Below are 21,463 nucleotides of genomic sequence, written 5' to 3' on the forward strand. Positions count from 1 at the left end.
ACGGACATGACCCAGCCAGCCCAGTTCGCGGTCTGCGGCGGATCAGGTTTCCGTCGGTCGCGTCTGCCGCAGGAAATGACCGGTCACCAGTCCCGCGCCGAACCAGCCCAGCAGCGCTGCGCCGATGACCACGCCTGCCGCGTGTGCCGGCGTGAAGCCCTGCAGGCTGAACCGGCTGCCGTAGGCGGCGGCCAGTTCGACGATTGGCGGCTGCAGCGCCAGCGCCGCCAGCGTGAGCAGACCCACGGCGAGGGCCCCGGCCGCCAGCCCATACCAGGCGCCCAGGTACAGGAAGGGTCGGCGGATGAAGCCGTCGCTGGCACCGAGCAGCTGCAGCACGCCGATTTCCTCGCGTCGCGACTGGATGTCCAGGCGCACGGTGTTGCCGACCACCAGCAGCGCTCCGAGCCCCAGCAGCGCCGCCAGCACCCAGGCCACGCGATTGCCGAACCGGAGCCAGCCATCCAGCCGCTGCCGCCACTGGGCGTCGTGCTGCACCAGATCGGCTTCGGGCAGGGTACGCAATGAGTCGGCGAGTAAGGTTTCGTCGCCTTTCGGCACTACCACCAGCACGCTGGGCAGCGGATTGTCGCCGGCGGCATCGATCGCCTCGGCCAGGCCGCTGCGCTCGCGCAGTTCCTGCAGGCCCTCCTGCGGGGTCTTCACCGTGACCTGGGCGATGTCACCGCGCGCGCGCAGGCGTTGCGCGAGTGCGCGGGCCTGTGCCAGCCCGATCTCCGGCTTCAGGAACACGCTGATCTCGCGCGAAGCCTGCACGCTCCCGGAAAACCGTTCGATGTTGCCGAGCACCTGCCAAAGCCCCACCGGCAGCGCCAGCGCCAGCGCCATCACCGAGATCGTCAAGAGCGCGGCCAGCGGTTTGCGCGCGATCCGGCCGAGGCTGGCGAGGAAACTGAAGGCGTGATGGTCGAGCCAGGCGCCCATTGGCGACGCATGGATCCGGCGCGCATCCTCGCGTTGTTCGCGTGCGGCCCGGACGGGATCACTCATCGGCCAGATCCTCCGGTGCGTCCTTCGACTCCGCGGGCTCCGCCCACTACGCTCAGGACAAACGGATGGCTACTCATCAGCCAGATCCTCCGGCGAGATGTCGTCGACCAGATGGCCATGATCGAGCACCAGTACCCGCTTCTTCATGCGCTTCACCAGACCCAGATCGTGGCTCGCGACCAGCACGCTGGTGCCGCGCTCGGGCAAGGAGGAGAACAACGCCATGATCTCGGCCGACAAGGTCGGGTCGAGATTGCCGGTCGGTTCGTCGGCCACAAGCAGACGCGGTTCGCCCACCACCGCGCGGGCGATGCCGACGCGCTGCTGCTCGCCGGCCGAAAGCTGGGTCGGCAGGGCACGCTCGCGCGCGCCCAGGCCGAGGCGTTCGAGCGCGCTGCGCACGCGCTTGCCGATCTCCGCGCGCCTCATGCCGCGCAGTACCAGCGGCAGTGCGATGTTCTCGAACACGCTGCGGTCGGTCAGCAGGCGGTGATCCTGGAACACCACGCCCACCTCGCGTCGGTGCAGAGGAATCCGGCCACCGCGCACCTTGAGCAGGTTGCGTTCGCCAAACAGGACCGCGCCACGGCTCGGCCGTTCTGACAGATGGATGAGCTTGAGCAGCGTGCTTTTGCCGGCGCCCGAATGCCCGGTGATGAACAGCATTTCGCCCTGTGCGATCTCGAAGCTGACGTCGGCCAGCGCGACATGCCCGCCGGGGTACTGCTTGCTGACGTTGTCGAAGCGCAGAACGCTCATCGGCCGGGATTCGAGTGCGTGGGAGATCGCGATCGCGCAATCTTACCTGCCGCCCTCGCCTGGGACGCCAATACCTGCCCTATCCGGCCCGAACCAATCCAGGCCAGGCGTGTGCGCTGCGAACACGCTTGCGTTCGATGAGCCAACGCGCGCACTTCACATGGGGCGGAGCCGAACCCGCCTTCAGTGCTGGTTGCTCGGGGAGCGGGTGACCAGTGACTTCAGTCCACGTCCCAGGCGCGAAAGCAGGGACGGCTTGCCTTCGGGCGACGCCGTGGGCGGCGACGTGGACGCCTGTCGCAACGCGGGTACGCGCGAAGCGGGCGTCGGCAGCTCGCGCGCGGGCGCGGAACCGCCTGCCGCCTCGCCTTCGATGCGCATGCCTCCGCGCCGGCGGCGGCGCTTGCGCGGTGCGCGCTCGCCTTCCGCCGCTGCAGCTGCGGTCGCGGCGGGCGCGTCGTCGCGCACCGGTGCGGCGGCATCCCGCGGCTTGCGCGGCGGTCGTGAGGCGGCCGCTTCGGCGCCTGAGGCGACGCTTTCGCCCGTGCGTGGACGCTCGCGCCGCGGCGCGCCGTCGCGGCGGCTCTCGCTGCGGCCTCCGCGACCCGGACCTGCGCCCGTTCCCCGGCTGCGCGGGCCACCGCGCTTGGCCTCGTCTGCGGCGCGCTGTTCGCGCGCCTCACGGAAGATCGTGCTGACGCTCTCCTCACCTTCTTCGCCGGGCTCTGCGGCTACTGGAGCGCGCGGCGTGCGCGGCAGCGCGGTCATGAGTTCGCGCGTGACCGGTTCGGACGGGATCTTCTGCTCGATGAAGCGCTCGATGTCGGGCAGCGACATGGCGTAGCGCTCGCAGGCGAAGCTGATCGCATCGCCCTCCGCGCCCAGGCGCGCGGTGCGGCCGATGCGGTGCACGTAGTCTTCGGCATCGAACGGCAGGTCGTAGTTGTAGACATGGCTCACGCCATCGATATGCAGGCCGCGCGCGGCTACGTCGGTGGCGACGAGGATCTCGAGCTGGCCGGCCTGGAATTTCTTGAGCAGCGTCTCGCGCTTTTTCTGCGGGACGTCCCCGGAGAGCACCGCGACACGATAGCCAGCCTTCTCCAGCGCGCGCGCCACGCGTTCGACGAAGGCCTTGGTGTTGACGAACACCATGGTGCGCGCACCCTCGCTGCGCGAGAGCAGCCCGAGCAGCAACGGCAGCTTTTCCTCGTCGGCCGGGTAGTAGATCTTCTGCCGCACCCGCGCCGCGGTGACGGTTTCAGTCTCCACCACCAGCTTTTCCGGCTCGTTCATGTGCTCGTAGGCGAGCTCGAGCACCCGATGCGACAAGGTCGCCGAGAACAGCAGGGTCTGCCGCTCGGTGCGGATCGGCATGCGCCGCAGCAGGAAGCGGATGTCCTTGATGAAGCCGAGGTCGAACATCCGGTCGGCCTCGTCCAGCACGCAGATCTCGCAGGCGTGCAGGGACACGACCTTGTGCTGCTTGACGTAGTCGATCAGCCGCCCGGGGGTGGCGATGATCACATCCGCGCCGGCCTGCAGCAGGGCGCGCTGCTTGTCGTAGTCGACGCCGCCGTAGACCAAGGCGAATTTCAGTCCCAGATCGGACGCGAACTTCACCGCATCCTTGTGGATCTGGATCGCCAGCTCGCGGGTCGGTGCGAGGATCAGCGCGCGCGGATCCTCGGGCTTGCGTTCGGCCAGTGCCGGGCGCTGCAGCAGGCGGTTGATCACCGTGATCAGGAAGGCGAGGGTCTTGCCGGTACCGGTCTGCGCCTGGCCGGCGACGTCGCGTCCGGACAGGGCCAGCGGCAGGGTCAGCGCCTGGATCGGCGTGCAGCGCAGGAAGCCGGCGGCTTCGAGACCGGCGAGCAGCGCCGGATGCAGGTCGAATTCGGAAAACGGAATGTCGGTAAGTGGTTTGTCGGTCATTCTTGGTTCGCGGCGCGCAGGAGTGCGGTTGCGCGCGATGCGGCGGTCGTGAGGACCGCCGAAGGGGGTAAGATGGCTACGAGGATCCGCGGACCGGCGCTTGAAAGCCGCCGCTCGAGCCCCAGATTCAGCGCCAAGTCTACCAGTCTCCCCGCCAGCCCCGCCGCCCGCCCGCCTGTTCACGGCTTTTCGCGGGCCGCCATCCCAACAGGAGCCCTTCCGTGAGCGACAAGGTCATCCACGCCACCGATGCCGATTTCGATGCCGCCGTGCTGCAGTCCGACGAGCCGGTGCTGGTCGATTTCTGGGCGCAGTGGTGCGGACCCTGCAAGATGATCGCCCCGGCCCTGGATGAGCTGGCGGACACCTATGCCGGCCGGGCCAAGGTGGTGAAGATCGATATCGACCAGAACCGTGCGACGGCGATGAAGTACCACGTGCGTTCGATCCCGATGCTGCTGCTGTTCAAGGACGGCCAGGTGCAGGCGACCCAGATCGGCGCGGTGGGCAAGGCGCAGCTCAGCCAGATGATCGATAAGGCGCTCTGATCCCCCGTGATCGGCTTGATGGTCCGCGGTCCCTGGGTCTCCCCGCCTGCTGCGCGGGTCGACATGCGGCCCCAGGCAAGATGAACGCTTCGCCCGCAACGCTTGCCCCCGCTTCCCGGCAGTGCTAGCTTTCCACTGACCCGGCGCTGACCTCCGCGCCGCACCCCTTCTCAAGATTCCCTTTCCTACATCGCTCGCATCCCGCGAGTGCTCGCCTCAGCGAGGATTTCCCGCTTGTCAGACAACATCCAAGATGCCGGCGAACCGGCTGCCAAGCGCGTGCGCAAGGCACGCGTGGCCAAGTCCGCCACTCCCACCGAATCGCTTTCTCCCGCGGCACCCGCGCCCGAGGCGCCTGCCGCGATGCCGCCGAGCGCGCCGCCCCCACCTCCGATCCCGAATGAATCTGCGCCTTCCGCCGACGCCAGCGGCCAGGGCGGCGATGCCGGTAACGATCGCGACCAGCAGGGCGGGCGCTTCAACAACAACCGTCGCGACCGCTTCCGCAACCGCCGCGACCGCCAGCGCGACCGCTTCCAGGACGGCCTGCCCCGCGACGACACCGGACAGGAACAGTTCGTGCCGCGATCGCCGCCGGCCAATATTCCCGAGGGGTTTCCGCAGTATTCGCTGAGCGACCTCAAGCGCATGCCGGCGCACAAGCTGCTCGACATCGCCGAGCAGCTGCAGATCCACGAGGGCGTGGCCCGCGCGCGCAAGCAGGACGTGATCTTCGCCCTGCTCAAGGTGCTCACCCGTCACGGCGAGGGCGTGGCCGCTGATGGCGTGCTGGAGATCCTGCCAGACGGTTTCGGCTTCCTGCGCGGCGCCGAAGCCAGCTATCTGGCCGGTCCCGACGATGTCTACATCTCGCCCTCCCAGATCCGTCGCTTCAACCTGCGCACCGGCGACCACCTGGCCGGCCGCATCCGCTGGCCGAAGGACGGCGAGCGCTACTTCGCGCTGGCCGTGGTCGACACGATCAACGGCGAACCGATCGAAGCCAGCAAGGGCAAGGTGCTGTTCGAGAACCTGACGCCGCTGTTCCCGCGCAAGAAGTTCAAGCTCGAGCGCGGCGACGGCAGCAGCGAGGACATCACCGGCCGCATCCTCGATCTCATGGCGCCGCAGGGCAAGGGCCAGCGCGCACTGATCGTCTCGCCGCCCAAGGCGGGCAAGACGATGATGATGCAGCAGATCGCCACTGCCATCACCACCAACCATCCCGACGTGCACCTGATCGTGCTGCTGGTGGACGAACGGCCCGAGGAAGTCACCGAGATGCAGCGCACGGTGCGCGGCGAAGTGGTGTCCTCCACCTTCGACGAACCCGCCGCACGCCACGTGCAGGTGGCCGAGATGGTAATCGAGCGCGCCAAGCGCCTGGTCGAGCACAAGAAGGATGTGGTGATCCTGCTCGACTCGATCACCCGCCTGGCGCGTGCGTACAACAACGTGGTGCCGTCGTCGGGCAAGGTCCTGACCGGTGGCGTGGACGCCAACGCGCTGCACCGACCCAAGCGCTTCTTCGGCGCCGCCCGCAACGTCGAGGAAGGCGGCTCGCTCACCATCATCGCGACCGCGCTGGTCGATACCGGCAGCGCCATGGACAAGGTGATCTACGAGGAATTCAAGGGCACCGGCAACTCCGAAGTGCACCTGGACCGCCGCATCAGCGAGAAGCGCGTTTACCCTGCGATCAACGTCAACGCTTCGGGTACCCGCCGCGAGGACCTGCTGATCGACCCCGACCTGCTGCAGAAGATCTGGATCCTGCGCAAGCTGCTGCATCCGATGGACGAGCTGGCGGCGATGGAATTCCTGCTCGACAAGATGAAGAGCACCAAGTCGAACGACGAGTTCTTTGCTTCGATGAAGCGCTGAGTTCGAGCGCACGACAGCAGAACGCCCCGCAATGCGGGGCGTTCTACGTTGGATGATGGCAATCCGCGAATGCTGCCGCCGTTTCACATGCCGCGCTGGATGGCATCGTGGCGTGCCTGCGCAGCGTCGGCCTGCGTCAGCACCACCACCGGATTGGCAGCCGCCATCCTGCTGCTTGCCTCGATGCTCTGCTTGAGCGCGGCGTCCAGTTCGATCGACACGATCTGCCGGGATTCCGATTGCGGATTGCTGACGGCGAGCAGGTGAGTGCCGGCCTTGTTCATCACCAGCGCGTCGACAGGAAGCTGGCCCGTCGCCGCGACCACAGCCGCCGCCACCCGCTTGTGCTGCTCCTCGTCCAATGCGCGGCCGTCGACCTGCAAACCCCCGACACCCTTCACTTTGCCCAGCATGTCATTGAACCGGGCGTGCAACTGGTTGCCGGTACTGGTCAGGATGCCGCCCACCCGCAGCACCTCATCGACAGTGCCGCCGAGCTGGTTGGTGTTGCGCTCGGCGCCGGCGCGCGCCGCGCCCTCGAGCAGGTAGCTGCCGCGGGTGCGATCGCCGTCGCGGTCGCGCACATAACGTTTGGTGTCGTCGATTTCGTGCTGCAGGAAGTCGCGCGCGCTGCCCTTGGCGGCGCGGGCCAGTTCGGCTGCATGCTCCTTGCCAAGACCGTCGAGCCTCCCGGTCGCCAACGCATCGACCATCGAATCGGGTTCCACCTTGCCCTTGAGGAAGGCGAGGAAGCGCTGCCGCGTTTCGGGACTACCGCCGAGCAGCTCCAGGACGCGACTGGACGTGGACGCCGCATTGCCGGGATCGGTTGGCATGCCCGCGATCTGTCGCATCGTGGCGCTGACGAACTGTTTGGGTTCGATGCCTTCGGCGCCCGGAAACCGCGCGCGGAATTCGTCCCACTGTGGCTGCAGCAGCGCCTCGCGTGCCTTCTTGATCAGCTCGTACGCGCCCGCGGCGAAGGCGACGATGGCCATGCCCGCGGGCGCGACTCCGATCAGCCCCGCGACCAGGCCGGAGTTGCGGGCACCAAACATCAGGGCGAGGTTGCCGATTTCCCCCGCCACCTGGAAGCCGGCGGAGAGCAGGTTGAAGGCGGCGTCGACGCGCTGGTCGGTGTTGAGCGGTTTTCCGGTCAGCGGATCGCGGCCGTTGAAGACGCGTTCCGCCTCCCGGCCGATGGTCTTGGCATCGCTGGCAACGCCCTTGATCGCGGTGTAGCGCTCGAGGATCTTCGCCGCCTCGCGCTCCTTGCCCATGCGCGTGGCGAATTCGAGCACCGTGCGCAGCGCGACCGCATCGACCGGCTGGCCTGCGGCACTCGCCGCCTGGCCAGCCCTGATCGCGGCATCGATCGCCTCGAGGGTGCGCGCGACATCGCTCTGGCCCTGGGTCGTCGCCAGAGACCTGAGTTGCGCGATGCTGGCATCGAGTGGCGGCGGCGGCGACGCGTCGCGCCTGCTGCTCCAGTCGCCCGCATACGCCAGCAGCGAACGTTGCAGCTGCGCCGGCATCGCCGCGGCGTAGCCATGAAACGGTGGCGCAACGCGACCGTCGTCGCGCGATTCCCCCTGCTGCAGCTTCCAGACCAGGGCGTCGTTGCCAAGCGGACCGGTATCGGCGGCGACCGATGCGACGGTCGCATCGAGCGTGTCCTCGTCGACCACCTTGCCGTTGCGTTGCAGGGCATCGGCTACGACCGCGCGCAGCACGGTCCGACGGGGCCATGCTTCGTCGGACGGCAACAGCACCGTGTAGTCCGACGGCACAGCGACCGGCGCATCCTGGCCTGCATACCTGCGCAGGATCTGGCTGTCGGAAGAGGAAGGATCGCCGGCGATGCCGGCCCGATCGACGACTGCGTCCATTTCGGTGTTCCCTGTCGTTGTGCGTGCCCGCCGACCCGGGTTGCCCGAGCCAGCCGTCCGATGGCGATGCTCCGTTCCGTGGAACATCCCGCTACGCCCGGGCATCCTGCCGGGGTATCGCTATATTTACTCCAAAAATGCCGCGCTGACCATGCCGGCGCGCCATCGACTGCAAACCCTGCGGACTTCGCGAGCAGTTGCATCCTCTGCGCAACTGCAGCCGCGCCATGCGACCTGAAAATCAGCCCTGAGAGGGCGTCACCAGCCTCGGGCCCTTGCCGACTTGATACAGGCCGCCAGCGATCATCGCATCGGGATTCTGCATGGCCTCGTCTGCGTCGATCCAGGCAGGACGCGCCTGCGGGCCGGGAATGTAAGCGTCCCATTGTCCATAAGCGGGTTCCTTCTGACTCCTGAGAAGGAAGGCGACCGGCACGCGTAGGCTCCAAAACGAATCGTCGGCCGATTCGCCGCGCGTGGGAATGCGGAACTTCCATTTGCGCGCGGCATCCATGCTGGCTTCGGCCAGCCACTTGCGGGATTGCTCCATCTGCCGTTCGTTGCCGAGGACGGTGAGGTTGATCTGCTCGACGACCAAGTCCTCGACCGTACCCTGCCGGCCGATCTTCAGCACCAGGTAGACCGTGCCGCTGACGTTGCGCATGGCAGCGTCCATGGGATATTCGGGTGGCCGCATCTTCTCTTTCGTGACGCTTTCTGCGTCATCACCGCCTTGTTCGCCGAAGCTCGTGCTCGCGATGCGCAGCTGGTAATTCCCGTTCTCCAGTTTCCGCGCAGCCACGCGCACGCCCATCTTGGCCCGCGCCTTCACCGGCTTGCCGCCCAGCAGCACCGGCTCGAAGCGCATCTCCGTCGCAGCTTTCGTTACGAGATCGCGCACGAACCCCGGCAGTTTTTCCGGTTGATCCAGCCGGTGGCCGATGGCTGCACCGTCGATGCCGATATCGATGGTGCCCGTGACCAGCATGCTGTTCTCGATGGTCTTGCGCACGTCGGCCTTGGTGCCGGCGGCATCCGCGACGAAGGTACCTGCCAGCAGTGTCAGCAGCAGCACGAGCCTGAGTTTCATGTTTCGTCCCCGTCGGCCTTTCCGCTTGACCGGCGGCAGGATAACGCCGTCCACGGTCGGATGCATGGGGACTCCTGATCCGGCAGGCATAATCCGACACGGAGGTGCCCATGCACGGCGGTGGACTCGAACTGGCCCTGGTATTCCTGCTGGCCGCGGTGATCGCGGTGCCGGTGTTCAAGCGTTTCGGGCTGGGCGCGGTGCTGGGCTATCTGGCGGCCGGTGCGGCGCTTGGGCCCAACGGAATCGGCGTGATCCGCGATGCCGAACGGGTGCTCACCGCCAGCGAGATCGGGGTGGTGATGATGCTGTTCGTCATCGGCCTGGAACTGTCGCTGCCGCGGCTGAAGGTGATGCGCAAGCCGGTGTTCGGAGTCGGCGGGTTGCAGGTGGCCCTGAGCGGACTGGCGCTATGCGCGCTGGGCATGATGCAGGGCCTGGGCTGGAAGGCCGCGCTGGTGATCGGCCTGGGCCTTGCACTTTCCTCCACCGCGGTCGGCCTGCAGCTGCTGGCCGAGCGCAAGGAACTGGGCACCGATCACGGGCGCCTGGCCTTCGCCATCCTGCTGTTCCAGGACCTCGCGGCGATTCCGCTGCTGGCCGCGATCCCGCTGCTGGGCAACGTGGCCAACCCCGATGCCGGCGAAACGCCCTGGCTGGCCATCGCCAAGGCGGTGGGCGCGATCGCCCTGCTGGTGTTTGGTGGGCGGGTGCTGCTGCGCCAGGTGTTCCGGATCGTGGCGCGCACCGGCATGCCCGAGGTGTTCACCGCGACCGCGCTGCTGATCGTGCTCGGCAGCGCCTGGCTGATGCAGATCGCGGGGCTGTCCGCGGGACTGGGCGCGTTCCTGGCCGGCGTTTTGCTTGCGGATTCCGAATTCAGGCACGAACTCGAATCGCAGATCCAGCCCTTCGAAGGCCTGCTGCTCGGTCTGTTCTTCATGGCCGTGGGCATGAGCATCGACCTGCGCCAGGTCGCCGCCGAACCTGCCGCGATCGCCGTCGGCGTGGCGGTGCTGATGACGGTCAAGTTCGCACTCCTGTTCGCACTGGGGCTCAAGCCCGGCGGCCTGGACGCGCGCGGCGCCCTGATGCTCGGCAGCGTGCTGGCGCTGGGCGGCGAATTCGCCTTCGTCGTGTTCGCCGAAGCGGACAAAGCCGGCCTGCTCGACGCCGGCGCGCGCGCCCGGCTGGTGGCCATGGTGGGTGTTTCCATGGCGCTCACGCCCCTACTGCTCATCGGCATGACCCGCCTGGTCAAGCGCAAGGGCGAAAAGAAGAAATCCGCGCGCGCCTACGACGAGATTCCCGACGACCATCCTCAGGTGCTGATCGCCGGCTTCGGCCGCTTCGGCCAGATCGTCGCGCGGCTGCTGCAGTCGCAGCGGATCAAGTTCGTCGCGATCGAACACGATGCCGAGCAGGTGGACTTCTTCCGGCGCTTCGGCAACCCGGTCTATTACGGCGATCCGGCCAAGCCGGACCTGCTGCGCGCGGCGGGTGCGGCCAACATCAAGGTCTTCGTGATCGCGGTGGATACGATCGAAGCGAGCCTGCGCACCACGCGCCTGATCCGGCGCAGCTATCCCGAGGCGAAAGTCTACGCGCGCGCGCGCGATCGCCGCCACGCCTGGCAGCTGATGGACCTGGGCGCGATCGCGGTGCGCGAAACCTTCGCCTCAAGCCTGGAACTGGGGCGCGAGGTGATGATCGCGCTGGGCATGGATTCGCAGCTGGCCGAAGAACGCGCCAACCGCTTCCGCGAACACGACGAGCGGGTCTTGGCCGCGCAGCACCTGGTCTACGACGACGAGGACGCGCTGCGCCAGACCGCAAAGGATGCGCGTGCCGAGCTGGAGCAGTTGTTCGAGGCCGACCGCGGCGAAGGCGTCCTGGGTCAGGTCGGCGGCAAGGGCGTGCAATAGCCCAACCGGTCTGCCGGAGTTGCACCGCCGGTTCGATACGCGCTGCAACCTTGGCCCGGTAAGACGGGCGGGCGCCGCAGTCATCGCGGCTCGCGCAGGAACCTGGCCATCGACACGCCCGGCTGGCCTGGCTCGAACTCGGCGGCGACATCGACGAAACCGCGCATCACCGCGATCTCGCGGGGAATCCGGTTGAGCGCGTCGCGCTGGTCGGGATCGGCACCTGCGCGCAGTAGCAGCTGGGTCACGCGCAGCAGTCCGTGCAGGGCGGACAGATGCAGTGGACCGAATCCGCGCGGGTCGCGGGCATCGAGCGACACCTCTTCGTCCAGCAGGCGCTCCAGGCCGGCGAGGACCACTTCCTCGTCGCAGGCGGTGCCCGGTTCGGCGCGCGCGCCGAGCAGCAGCAGCAGCGGGGTGACGTTGCCGGCGGCGGGCGCATCGGGTTCGCCGCCGGCAAGCAGCAGGGTGTCGAGCAGCGCCAGCAGGCGCGTCCGGTCCCGCGCGGTGAATCCGTACAGCGCCGCGCAATGCAACGGCGTGAGTCCCTGCGCGTCGCCCGCCTGCACGTTGGCGCCGGCGCCGAGCAGGCGCGCGCATACATCCGGCAGGCCGAGCGCCGCGGCCAGCATCAGCACGGTCACCTCGCCCGGCAGGCGATGCTCCAGGCCGGCGCCCGCGTCGAGCAGGCGCTCGACGATCTCGCCCTGGCGCATGCTCACCGCGGCCGACAGCGGCGTCGCGCCGGTGTTGGCGGCGCGCTGCGGATCGGCGCCGCGCGCCAGCAGCAGGTCCACGGTGGCGCGATGGCCGCCGCCGGCTGCACGCAGCAGGGCGCTGCAGCCCTGCGCATCGGGCGTGTCGATCGGGAAACCGAGGTCGAGCAGGCGCCGCACCGCATCGGCATCGCCGACGATCGCAGCGGCCGGCAGATCGGTGGCCTGCAGCGCGCGCCTGGGCAACGGCCAGCCGCGCCAGTCGAGCCAGTCGGCCAGGTCGCGGCGGCCGGCCGACAGCGCCACGCCCAGCGGCGTCTGCCCGTCGGCCGCGCGCACGTCGGGGTTGGCGCCATGCGCCACCAGTGACTTCAGCGCCGATTCGCGCCCCAGCGCCGCAGCCAGATGCAGCGCGCTCATGCCGCGGCTGTCGCGCGCATCCAGCGACACGCCGCTTGCGAGCAGGCGTTGGGCGAGCCGGGTCCAGCCCAGTCGCACCGCAAGCGCGAGCGGCGGATCGCCGCCTGGCGAGGGCGCAAACGGATCCGCGCCGCGCTCGAGCAGTTCGATCGCGACGCGCTCGAAGCCGCGGGCGGCGTGGTCGCCGCCGGCGCAGGCGCCAAGGAAGCGCGCCAGTCCTCCGACGCCCGCGGGCGACACGCCTCGTCGCAGCAAGGCCTGCAGCGAGGCCAGCAAGGCCGGCCGCGCCAGCAGCTGGAAGATGGCCGTGTCGCCTCCGGCCGCGCGCACATCGGGGTTGGCGCCCTGTCCCAGCAGCCACTCCAGGCCGGCCGGCCATGTGAGTGCGACTTCGTCGCCCAGCAGCGCGCCCAGTTCGTCCGGAGTCAACAGCCGCGCCAGCGCGGGATCGAGCACGCCGGGATCCTGGCGTTCCAGCGCCTCGCCGAGCAGGGCGGCCGGCGGGCGGTCCGGCAGATAGAGATGTCCTTCGGCTTCCCCGATGTCGGCCGCCTCGTCGCCGGCGACGCTGGCCGGCAGTGCATAACCGGGGTCGAGGGCAGACACCAACGACCAGCGCCCCGCCTCCGCCGCCAGATCGACCGCGCGCTTGCCCGACTTGTCGACATGTCCCGGATCCGCGCCCACTTCGAGCAGCCGGCGCACCACCGCCACCGATGGCGTGTCGCCCGCGCAGGCCAGCGCCAGAGCGCCGCGGCCTGCCTCGTCTTCAGCAGTGGCGTCTGCCTTGGCGGCAAGCAGCGCATCGACCGCACCAAGCCGGCCACCGTATGCGGCATCGAGCAATGGTGTGCGACCGGCGGCATCGCGGGCGTGCACATCCGCGCCTGCCGCCAGCAGTGCGGCCATGATCTCGACATGGCCGGCGTGCGCGGCATCGTGCAGGGCGCTGCGTCCGCGCGCATCCCGCGCATCGATCCGCGCCTTGTGCTTGAGCAGCAACAACACGCCGGCGGCATCGTCCTCCTCGCTGCCCGCGGCGGAGAGCAGCGCAGGCGATGCGCCGTCGATCTCGGCCTTGGCGCCGCGCTCCAGCAGGAACCGCGCCAGGCGCCAGTTGCCGGCGGCGCAGGCGATGCCCAGCGGGGTCACCCCGTCGCGATTGCGCACGTCGAGTTCGGCCGCCGCATCGCGCAACAGCGCAGCGACGCCGGGATCTGAACTGCGCGCGGCGTGATGCAGAGGCGTGTTGCCCTCACCGTCGGCCGCGCGCGGGTCGGCGCCGTTGGTTAACAGGGTCATCACGGCTTCCGGACGCCCATGCCAGCTGTCGCGCGTCGCGGCCAGCAGCGGGGTCATCCCGGCATGGGCGGCATTGAGGTCGACGCCGCGTGCGATCAGCGCGCGCAGCAGCCGCAGGTCGGGCAGCACCGCGGCGAGCACCGCCAGGCTGCGCTGGTCGCGATCCTCCGGCGGCGGTAGCGCCTGCGGATCGGCGCCGGCGTCGAGCAGCTGCAGCGCGCGGTCGACCCGGCCGCCACGGGCGGCGGCGAACAGCGCGGCTTGCAGATCGCCCTCTTCCAGCGCGCTCGTTGCGGATTCATCCTCGTCGAAAGCATCAGCGTCGAAATCCTCGATCGCGAGCATGGCCAGCGACGCGGCGCGCGTGCGCTGGACCAGCCAGTGAAGCAACGGCCAGCCGGGTACGGCGGCAGCGGCCAGCCACCAGCGGCTCGTGGCGTCCAGCCCGCCCGGCCAGGCGAGCGCGCCGATCCACGCCAGGAGGGCCAGCACCGCAGCGGCCACGCCCAGACCGCGCCATGCACCGATTTCGCTCTCGCCCAGCGCGCGCCAGCGTTGCGCCAACCCGCCGCCATCGCGTTCGAGCGACTGCCACAGCGGCCAGGTGCGCCACAACCCGATCAATGCGATGCCGACTGCGGCGCTCAGCGCCAGCGCCGCGCCCGCGCCACCGCCTTCGCGTACCGCCGACAGCGGCCACCACAGCAGCAGGGCCAGCCCCGCCAGCGCCATGCCCCAGGCCATCAGCAGCGCAAACGCATCCTCGCGCGGATGGGTGGCGGTGGGCGCACGCCAGTAACGCAGCGCCAGCGCGATCGCCGGCTGCGCCAGCAATCCTCCCGCGGCGGCGATCACGCCGCCCAATCCGCCTGCGATCGCGCCCAACCCGCCGATCAGCGCGGCGACCGCGAAGGGACCACGGGCGCGCCATGTGGATTCAGGCATCGGTGCCCCAATCCTCGCCCAGCGGATCGGCCGCGGCGCTGGGCGGGAACTGCAGGTGGAAGCCGCGCGCGACCAGGTTCTCACGGACCGCCGCGGGATCCTCACGCGCCAGCGTGCGCTCGGGCGTCAGCTCCACGTCCAACACGAATGCCAACGGCCCCAGCTGCGTGCGCAGCGGCTCGGGCAGCCGGGAAAATCCATCGCGTTCAGCCAGGTACACGTAGGTGTCGGCCCTGCGCTGGCTCTTGTAGACGTAGGCGTGCATGCACCGGGGGCTGCGCGGATCAGTGCTGGATTGTGCGGGAAACCACGCAAGCGTGAAACCCGCCACATAGCGGATGAGCCGGAACACCAGGCGCTAGTGATAACCCGAATCCGCCGCGACCTTGCCCGCGAACACGCGATACGACCACCACGTGTAGCCCAGGATCACCGGCAACAGCAGCACCAGCCCAACCAGCACGAAACCCTGCGAGGACGGCGGCGACGACGCCTGCCAGATGGTCAGCGCCGGCGGCACCAGGTAAGGCCAGATCCCGAACACCAGGCCCGCGAAACCCAGCACGAAAAAGCACAGGGTCAGGACGAAGGGTTTGGCATCCCGACCGTCCTGCATCACCGCCAGCCACAGCGCGAAGGCGTTGACCAGCACCAGCACCGGTACCGGCGCAAGCCACCAGAAATTCCCGCCTTCGAACCAGCGCGCCATGATCCGGCTGTCGAGAAACGGCAGCCACGCGCTCACCAGGCCCATGAACACCACGACCACCAGCATCAGGGGACGTGCCAGCGTGCGTGCGGTGCGCTGCAGCGGCCCTTCGGTCTTCAGGATCAGCCAGCAGGCGCCGAGCAGCGCGTAGCCGAACACCACCGCAGCGCCGGTCAGCATCGAGAACGGGCTGAAGAATCCGAACATGCCGCCGGCGTACCTGCCTTCCTGCAACGGCATGCCTTCCACCACCGCGCCCAGGATCACGCCCTGCCAGAACGCCGCGCACAGCGAGCCGAGCGCGAACGCCCATCCCCACAGCGGCCTGGAAGCATGGGCCTTGAACCGGAACTCGAACGCCACCCCGCGGAACACCAGGGCGATCAGCATCAGCAGCACCGGCAGGTACAACGCGGAGAGGATCAGCGCGTAGGCCTTCGGAAACGCGGCCAGCAGGCCCGCACCGCCCAGCACCAGCCAGGTCTCGTTGCCGTCCCAGATCGGCGCGGCGGTATTCATCATGTGGTCGAGCTCGTGCTCGTCCTTGGCGAACGGGGCAAGGATGCCCAGCCCGAGCACGAAACCATCGAGCAACACGTACATCAGCACGCCGAAGCCGATCACGCCGAACCAGATCACGGGCAGCCAGTACTCCATCAGCCTCGCCCCTCCACCGGCTCATCGGGCAGCGACAGCGGCCGTGCCGGCGTTTTCTCGCCGCCTTCGGTGTCCTTGGGCGGCTGCGGCACCGGGCCGATCTTGAGCAGCTTGCGCAGGTACCAGACGCCTGCCCCGAAAATGAAGGCATAGGCCACGGCGTACACGATCAGCGAGGACAGCACGGCCGCCGCGGCAACGTTCGGACTCACCGCATCGCTGGTACGCAACAATCCGTACACCACGTACGGCTGGCGTCCGATCTCGACCACGTACCAGCCGGCCAGCAGCGCGATGAACCCGGCCGGGCTGAGCCAGCGCCATCCGTCGAGCAGCCAGCGCCCGCTTCGGGTATGTGTGTCGAACAGGCGTCCGCGCCGCCACGCCCATAGCGAGGCCAGGGTGAGCAGCAGCATCGCCACGCCCAGGCCGACCATGATCCGGAACCCGTAGAACACCGGCGCGACCGGCGGTCGTTCTTCGCGCGAGACCGCGGTCAGGGGCTGGATTTCCCCATCCAGGGTGTGGGTGAGGATCAGGCTGCCCAGTTTTGGAATCGCCAGTTCGTAATCGTTGCGCTCTTGCGCTTCGTTCGGCACCGCGAACAGCACCAGCGGCACGCCCTGGCCGCCCCCTTCGTTATGCCAGTGGGCTTCCATCGCCGCGACCTTGGTCGGCTGGTGCTCGCCCACGTTGAGCCCGTGCAGATCGCCGGCGACGATCTGCAGCGGCACCGCGATCGCCGCGAATGCCACCGCATGCCGCAGCATGCGCTTGCCGGCTTCCACGTGCACGCCGCGCCGCAGGTACCACGCGCTCACTCCGCCGATCACGAAGCAGGTGGTGATGAACGCGGCCAGCACCATGTGCACCAGCCGGTACGGGAACGAGGGATTGAACACGATCGCCCACCAGTCGGCGGGGTGGAACACGCCATGCGCATCCAGGGTGTAGCCCTGCGGCGTCTGCATCCAGCTGTTGGCGGAGATGATCCAGAACGTGGAGATCAGCGTACCCAGCGCCACCATGCAGGTGGCCAGGAAATGCAGGCGATCGGACACGCGCTTCCATCCGAACAGCATCACGCCGAGGAAGCTGGCTTCCAGGAAGAATGCGGTCAGCACCTCGTAACTGAGCAGCGGACCGAGGATGTTGCCGGCCTTCTCGCTCAGCACCGCCCAGTTGGTGCCGAACTGGAAGCTCATCACGATGCCCGAGACCACGCCCATGCCGAAGGACACGGCGAAGATCTTCAGCCAGAAGAAATACAGGTCACGCCAGAGGGCGTCCTTGGTCCGCAGCCAGCGCCATTCGATGAAGGCCAGCCAGCTCGCCAGGCCGATGGTGAAGGCCGGGAACAGGATGTGGAACGAAATGACGAACCCGAACTGGATCCGTGAGAGCAACAGCGCATCCACGAAGCTACTCCGCGGCGGAGGGAACGCCGCGGGAGGATTATCTCATGCGAACCCGGACGGGTACCGATCTGGTACGGCCGATGGGGCTGACGCGCGGCCTGCCCTTCGAGTCTTTGCTTGTCGAGGATCGGAGATCTTCCGACTCGTCACTCCCGCGCAGGCGGGGATCTATGGACGTTGCTGCTGGGGTGCTTAGGTCCGGGGTAATGTCTCTAGGAGCGGAGCTTTCGCCTGCCGGCGAGTTACTTTTCTTTGCTGGTGCAAAGAAAAGTAACCAAAAGAAAGCACCTTCCTCGACAAGTCGCTCAAGGGGTGTGGGTGGCGAAGGAATTTTCGGACTCGGCCTCCTGCCTCGGTCCGAAAACGGCGGCCATCCATGGCCGCCGCCCCTCCGGGGTTTCCGGGTGCTGGTAGCTGCTGCGGGACTGCGAAAGTCAAAGGCGCCGGCAAGCCCAGTTTCCAGACGACCTGCTGCCGACGGCCCGACCTCCGTCTTTGACCTTCTCGACACTGCACATGCAATCCGCATCCGGACACCCGGAGGGCGGCCGGCATGGATGCCGGCCGTTTTCGGATCGAGCCATGGATGGCGAGTCCGAAAATGGCGACAGCACCGCATCTCCCCTGAGCGGTGTTGACTTCACGAGTAGGTGCTTTCTTTGGTTACTTTCTTTGCATCAGCAAAGAAAGTAACTCGCCTTCAGGCAAAAGCTCTGCTTCGATAGCCGCGACGAAGGGAGAAGGGTTCCTCCGCACATCGAGAGAGTAACCCCATGTCCTTCGGCATTAGCGCCAACCTACGCCCCTGCTAACCTGCGCCGGTTTCCACACACCTCCATCCGATGCGCTCATTTCTCCTGCTCGCCGCCCTGCTGCTGGCCGGCCACGTTTTCGCCCAACCCGCCCAGCCGCTGACACTGGAGCGGATCATGGCCGACCCGGACTGGATCGGACCCGCGGTCGAAGATGTGTGGTGGCGCTGGGACGGAAAGGCAGCGCAATACACCGCCAAGCGCGATGGGGCGACGATTCGCGATACCTTCCAGGTCGCGATCGACGGCGGCACCCCGGTCAGGATGGACGGCAGCGCGCGAGCTGATCTGGACGCACCCGGCGCCGTCTACGATCCGCAGGGCGCCCGCAGCGCGTTCATCCGCAATGGCGACGTGTTCGTTCGCAGTCTGCGCAACGGCGCGCTCACCCAGCTCACCCGCAGCAATGACGATGAAGCCCTGCCGCAGTGGAGCAGCGACGGCGCCCTGGTCTGGCGCGTCGGCAACACCTGGTACCGCTGGGACGGCCGCGGCGTCACCCAGGCGGCGACGATCAGGGCCGAAGACGACCCGGCGCAGTCGCCCAAGGCCGACGACCTGCGCGATCGCCAGCTGCGCCTGATCGACACCCTGAAGAACGATCGCGCGCGCCGCGACGCCGCGAGGGTGCAGGGCGAGGCCTGGCGTCGTGCCGACGCCACCCGCGCGGCGCCGCCGGTCTACCTGGGCAAGGACGTTGAGATCGCCGACAGCGCGCTGTCGCCGGACGGCCGCTGGCTGCTGGTGGTCACCAGCGTCAAGGGCGCCGACGCCGGCACCGCCGGCAAGATGCCCAAGTACGTGACCGAATCCGGCTACGAGGAGTTCGAGGAAGTCCGGGTCAGGGTCGGCCGCAATGCACCCCTGCCGCATCGGCTGTGGCTGGTGGACGTGGCCAACGCCAAGACAAGCGAACTGAAGTTCGATCCGTTGCCCGGCATCACCGTCGATACGCTGGCCGCCGTGCGCAAGGCGGCCGGCAAGCAGCCGCTCAAGGGCAACCGCGACGTGCGCATCGAGACCGACAACGGCGGCGGCGGCCAGTCGATCCGCTGGAGCGCGGATTCGCGCAATGTCGCGGTGCTGGTCCGCGCGGTCGACAACAAGGACCGCTGGATCGCGACGGTCGACATGGCCGCATCGGCGCTGCGACCGCGCCACCACCTGCACGACGACGCCTGGATCAACTGGGGCTTCAACGAGTTCGGCTGGCTTCGCGACGGCCGCACCTTGTGGCTGCTGTCGGAAGAGAGCGGCTACTCGCAGCTGTACACGCTCGATGCCGAACGCGGCAAGGCGCAGGCGCTGACCTCGGGCAAGTGGGAGGTTTCGCAACCGGCCCTGTCGGTCGATGGTCGCCGGCTCTATTTCCTGTGCAACCGCCGCTGGCCCGGGCACTACGAGGTGTGCGCGGCCAAGGCCAACGGCGATGGGGACGTGGCGGAAGTCACCAACACCGATGGCATCGAGAACTTCGTGCTGTCGCCCGACGGCCGCTCGCTGCTGCTGCGCAAGTCGGCCGCGTACGTACCGGCGCAGCTTGCGGTGGCCGAGATCGGCGACGGCGCGGTGCACACGCTCACCGACACGCGCAAGCCGGACTATGCCGCGCTCGAGTGGCTGCAGCCGGAGATCGTGCAGGTGCCCTCGCGCCACGGCGCCGGCACTCTGTGGGGCAAGTACTACGGCCCCAGGACGCCCGAACCCGGCCGCAAGTATCCGATCGTGATGTTCGTGCACGGCGCCGGCTACCTGCAGAACGTCAGCGACCGCTATCCCAACTATTTCCGCGAGCAGATGTTCCACAACCTGCTGGTGCAGCAGGGTTACATCGTCCTGGACCTGGATTACCGCGCCAGCGAGGGCTACGGCCGCGACTGGCGCACCGCGATCTACCGGCACATGGGCAAGCCCGAGCTGGAGGACTATCTCGACGGGCTGGACTGGCTCGTCGCCAACAGGCAGGGCGACCGCGATCGCGCCGGCATCTACGGCGGAAGCTACGGCGGCTTCATGACCTTCGTCGCCCTGTTCCAGAAGCCCGGCGTGTTCAAGGCGGGCGCCGCGCTGCGCCCGGTCAGCGACTGGTCGCAGTACAACCACGAGTACACCAGCAACATCCTCAACACGCCCGAGCTCGATCCGGAAGCCTACCGGCGATCCTCGCCGATCGAGTACGCCGACGGCCTGCGGGACCACCTGCTGATCGCGCACGGCATGATCGACGACAACGTCTTTTTCAAGGACTCGGTCATGCTCACCCAGAAGCTGATCGAGCTGCGCAAGGACAAATGGACGATCGCCCCGTATCCGCTGGAACGGCATGCGTTCTCGCATGCCGATGCGTGGTACGACGAGTACCGGCGGATCTACGAACTATTCGAGCAGACCTTGAAGTAGTGCGGGTCTCGACCCGCCGCTGGTTACACGCGCCGCATCCCGGATCGATCCGGCGCCCCCTCGGGCGGCCGAACCCCGCCTTCAGACGCAACGCGCCCGGACCCTACAATGCAGGACATGCCTCGCCTCCCCGGGATAGAAACCGTCCGCGATCATCTGACTGGCCTGCAGGACCGCATCTGCGCGTCGCTGGAGCAGGCCGACGGCAACGCGCGCTTCGCCGAAGACATCTGGACACGCGATGAGGGTGGCGGCGGACGCACGCGCATCCTGCGCGACGGCGCCGTGTTCGAACAGGCCGGCATCGGCTTCTCGGACGTCTCCGGAGACAAGCTGCCGCCGTCGGCCAGCGCTGCACGGCCGGAGTTGGCCGGCGCCTCGTGGCGCGCGGTCGGCGTGTCGCTGGTCCTGCATCCGCGCAACCCGTACCTGCCGACCACGCACATGAACGTGCGCCACTTCCGCGCCCAGCGCGATGGCGAAACGGTCGCGTGGTGGTTCGGCGGCGGCTTCGACCTGACCCCGTTCTATCCGTTCGACGAGGACGTGCTGCACTGGCACCGCGTGGCACGCGACCTGTGCGTACCGTTCGGCGCCGACCGTTATGCCGCACACAAACGCTGGTGCGACGATTACTTCTTCCTCAGGCACCGTGGCGAAACCCGCGGCGTCGGCGGCCTGTTCTTCGACGACCTACATGGCGATTTCGAACGCGATTTCGCCTACCTGCGCGCGGTCGGCGACGGATTCCTGGATGCCTATCTGCCGATCGTCGAACGCCGCAAGGACACGCCCTATGGCGATCGCGAGCGCCAGTTCCAGCTGTACCGGCGCGGACGCTACGTGGAGTTCAACCTGGTCTGGGACCGCGGCACCCTGTTCGGCCTGCAGAGCGGCGGGCGTAGCGAATCGATCCTGATGAGCCTGCCACCACTGGTGCGCTGGGAATACGGCTACGCGCCCGATGCCGGCAGCGCCGAGGCGCGACTACACGACTATTTGCGTCCGCGCGACTGGCTGACCGAGTTGGCCTGATCGCCTTT

Annotated in this window: 14 protein-coding genes; 5 read left to right on the forward strand and 9 right to left on the reverse strand. The window is 68.2% G+C overall.

The window, feature by feature from the left end:
* Window positions 1–42: 42 nt before the first annotated feature.
* The 3 genes from ftsX to rhlB all read right to left on the reverse strand — a co-directional run bounded on the left by ftsX (window position 43) and on the right by rhlB (window position 3,705).
* A complete protein-coding gene (gene ftsX / locus MC380_RS13330; protein WP_242165363.1) occupies window positions 43–945 on the reverse strand; it encodes a permease-like cell division protein FtsX in 903 nt (300 codons plus the stop codon).
* A 135-nt stretch (window positions 946–1,080) separates the two neighbouring features.
* Window positions 1,081–1,770 (reverse strand): cell division ATP-binding protein FtsE, encoded by a 690-nt coding sequence (gene ftsE / locus MC380_RS13335; protein ID WP_242101838.1) that lies wholly within the window; start codon window positions 1,768–1,770, stop codon window positions 1,081–1,083.
* A gap of 183 nt (window positions 1,771–1,953) precedes the next feature.
* On the reverse strand, window positions 1,954–3,705 hold the full coding sequence (gene rhlB, locus MC380_RS13340; RefSeq protein ID WP_242165319.1) for an ATP-dependent RNA helicase RhlB: 1,752 nt from the start codon (window positions 3,703–3,705) through the stop codon (window positions 1,954–1,956).
* A gap of 221 nt (window positions 3,706–3,926) precedes the next feature.
* Here rhlB and trxA point away from each other — a divergent pair, with 221 nt between their 5' ends.
* Together trxA and rho are read left to right on the forward strand one after the other, a co-directional pair.
* On the forward strand, window positions 3,927–4,253 hold the full coding sequence (trxA, locus tag MC380_RS13345) for a thioredoxin TrxA (protein WP_242101840.1): 327 nt from the start codon (window positions 3,927–3,929) through the stop codon (window positions 4,251–4,253).
* A gap of 234 nt (window positions 4,254–4,487) precedes the next feature.
* A complete protein-coding gene (gene rho / locus MC380_RS13350) occupies window positions 4,488–6,137 on the forward strand; it encodes a transcription termination factor Rho (RefSeq protein WP_242165320.1) in 1,650 nt (549 codons plus the stop codon).
* An 83-nt stretch (window positions 6,138–6,220) separates the two neighbouring features.
* Here the strand turns inward: rho and MC380_RS13355 are convergent, their stop codons facing one another.
* Window positions 6,221–8,026: an XVIPCD domain-containing protein gene (locus MC380_RS13355; RefSeq protein ID WP_242165322.1), complete on the reverse strand. Its 1,806-nt coding sequence runs from the start codon at window positions 8,024–8,026 to the stop codon at window positions 6,221–6,223.
* 241 nt (window positions 8,027–8,267) lie between these two features.
* Window positions 8,268–9,182: an energy transducer TonB gene (locus MC380_RS13360; protein ID WP_242165325.1), complete on the reverse strand. Its 915-nt coding sequence runs from the start codon at window positions 9,180–9,182 to the stop codon at window positions 8,268–8,270.
* 44 nt (window positions 9,183–9,226) lie between these two features.
* Between MC380_RS13360 and MC380_RS13365 the strand changes: the two genes are divergently transcribed.
* Complete coding sequence (locus tag MC380_RS13365) at window positions 9,227–11,041, forward strand: monovalent cation:proton antiporter-2 (CPA2) family protein (RefSeq protein ID WP_242165327.1); 1,815 nt, start codon at window positions 9,227–9,229, stop codon at window positions 11,039–11,041.
* 80 nt (window positions 11,042–11,121) lie between these two features.
* Here MC380_RS13365 and MC380_RS13370 read toward each other — a convergent pair whose 3' ends face one another.
* The 4 genes from MC380_RS13370 to MC380_RS13385 form a co-directional block, all read right to left on the reverse strand.
* Window positions 11,122–14,424 (reverse strand): ankyrin repeat domain-containing protein, encoded by a 3,303-nt coding sequence (locus MC380_RS13370; RefSeq protein WP_242165328.1) that lies wholly within the window; start codon window positions 14,422–14,424, stop codon window positions 11,122–11,124.
* On the reverse strand, window positions 14,417–14,689 hold the full coding sequence (locus MC380_RS13375) for a YcgL domain-containing protein (protein WP_242165330.1): 273 nt from the start codon (window positions 14,687–14,689) through the stop codon (window positions 14,417–14,419). Before MC380_RS13375 ends, MC380_RS13370 begins: the two co-directional genes overlap by 8 nt.
* Before the next feature lie 93 nt (window positions 14,690–14,782).
* On the reverse strand, window positions 14,783–15,790 hold the full coding sequence (gene cydB, locus MC380_RS13380; protein ID WP_242101850.1) for a cytochrome d ubiquinol oxidase subunit II: 1,008 nt from the start codon (window positions 15,788–15,790) through the stop codon (window positions 14,783–14,785).
* Window positions 15,790–17,208: a cytochrome ubiquinol oxidase subunit I gene (locus MC380_RS13385; RefSeq protein WP_242165332.1), complete on the reverse strand. Its 1,419-nt coding sequence runs from the start codon at window positions 17,206–17,208 to the stop codon at window positions 15,790–15,792. Before MC380_RS13385 ends, cydB begins: the two co-directional genes overlap by 1 nt.
* Before the next feature lie 842 nt (window positions 17,209–18,050).
* Here MC380_RS13385 and MC380_RS13390 point away from each other — a divergent pair.
* Both MC380_RS13390 and hemF read left to right on the forward strand, forming a co-directional pair.
* Window positions 18,051–20,420: a S9 family peptidase gene (locus tag MC380_RS13390; RefSeq protein WP_242165334.1), complete on the forward strand. Its 2,370-nt coding sequence runs from the start codon at window positions 18,051–18,053 to the stop codon at window positions 20,418–20,420.
* A 117-nt stretch (window positions 20,421–20,537) separates the two neighbouring features.
* Entirely contained in the window at window positions 20,538–21,455 is a 918-nt protein-coding gene (gene hemF, locus MC380_RS13395; RefSeq protein ID WP_242101854.1) for an oxygen-dependent coproporphyrinogen oxidase, read from the forward strand.
* Window positions 21,456–21,463: the final 8 nt, after the last annotated feature.

Origin of the sequence: Lysobacter sp. M15 (genome assembly GCF_022662515.1) — a bacterium.
Taxonomy (GTDB): domain Bacteria; phylum Pseudomonadota; class Gammaproteobacteria; order Xanthomonadales; family Xanthomonadaceae; genus JAKPBU01.

What these genes read in the sequence shown, in the direction of transcription:
- rhlB (WP_242165319.1), bottom strand. Translation starts at nt 3,705, where the DNA reads ATGACCGACAAACCACTTACCGACATTCCGTTTTCCGAATTCGACCTG.
- ftsE (WP_242101838.1), bottom strand. Translation starts at nt 1,770, where the DNA reads ATGAGCGTTCTGCGCTTCGACAACGTCAGCAAGCAGTACCCCGGCGGG.
- ftsX (WP_242165363.1), bottom strand. Translation starts at nt 945, where the DNA reads ATGGGCGCCTGGCTCGACCATCACGCCTTCAGTTTCCTCGCCAGCCTC.
- MC380_RS13355 (WP_242165322.1), bottom strand. Translation starts at nt 8,026, where the DNA reads ATGGACGCAGTCGTCGATCGGGCCGGCATCGCCGGCGATCCTTCCTCT.
- cydB (WP_242101850.1), bottom strand. Translation starts at nt 15,790, where the DNA reads ATGGAGTACTGGCTGCCCGTGATCTGGTTCGGCGTGATCGGCTTCGGC.
- MC380_RS13360 (WP_242165325.1), bottom strand. Translation starts at nt 9,182, where the DNA reads ATGCATCCGACCGTGGACGGCGTTATCCTGCCGCCGGTCAAGCGGAAA.
- MC380_RS13375 (WP_242165330.1), bottom strand. Translation starts at nt 14,689, where the DNA reads ATGCACGCCTACGTCTACAAGAGCCAGCGCAGGGCCGACACCTACGTG.
- MC380_RS13390 (WP_242165334.1), top strand. Translation starts at nt 18,051, where the DNA reads ATGCGCTCATTTCTCCTGCTCGCCGCCCTGCTGCTGGCCGGCCACGTT.
- hemF (WP_242101854.1), top strand. Translation starts at nt 20,538, where the DNA reads ATGCCTCGCCTCCCCGGGATAGAAACCGTCCGCGATCATCTGACTGGC.
- MC380_RS13370 (WP_242165328.1), bottom strand. Translation starts at nt 14,424, where the DNA reads ATGCCTGAATCCACATGGCGCGCCCGTGGTCCCTTCGCGGTCGCCGCG.
- MC380_RS13365 (WP_242165327.1), top strand. Translation starts at nt 9,227, where the DNA reads ATGCACGGCGGTGGACTCGAACTGGCCCTGGTATTCCTGCTGGCCGCG.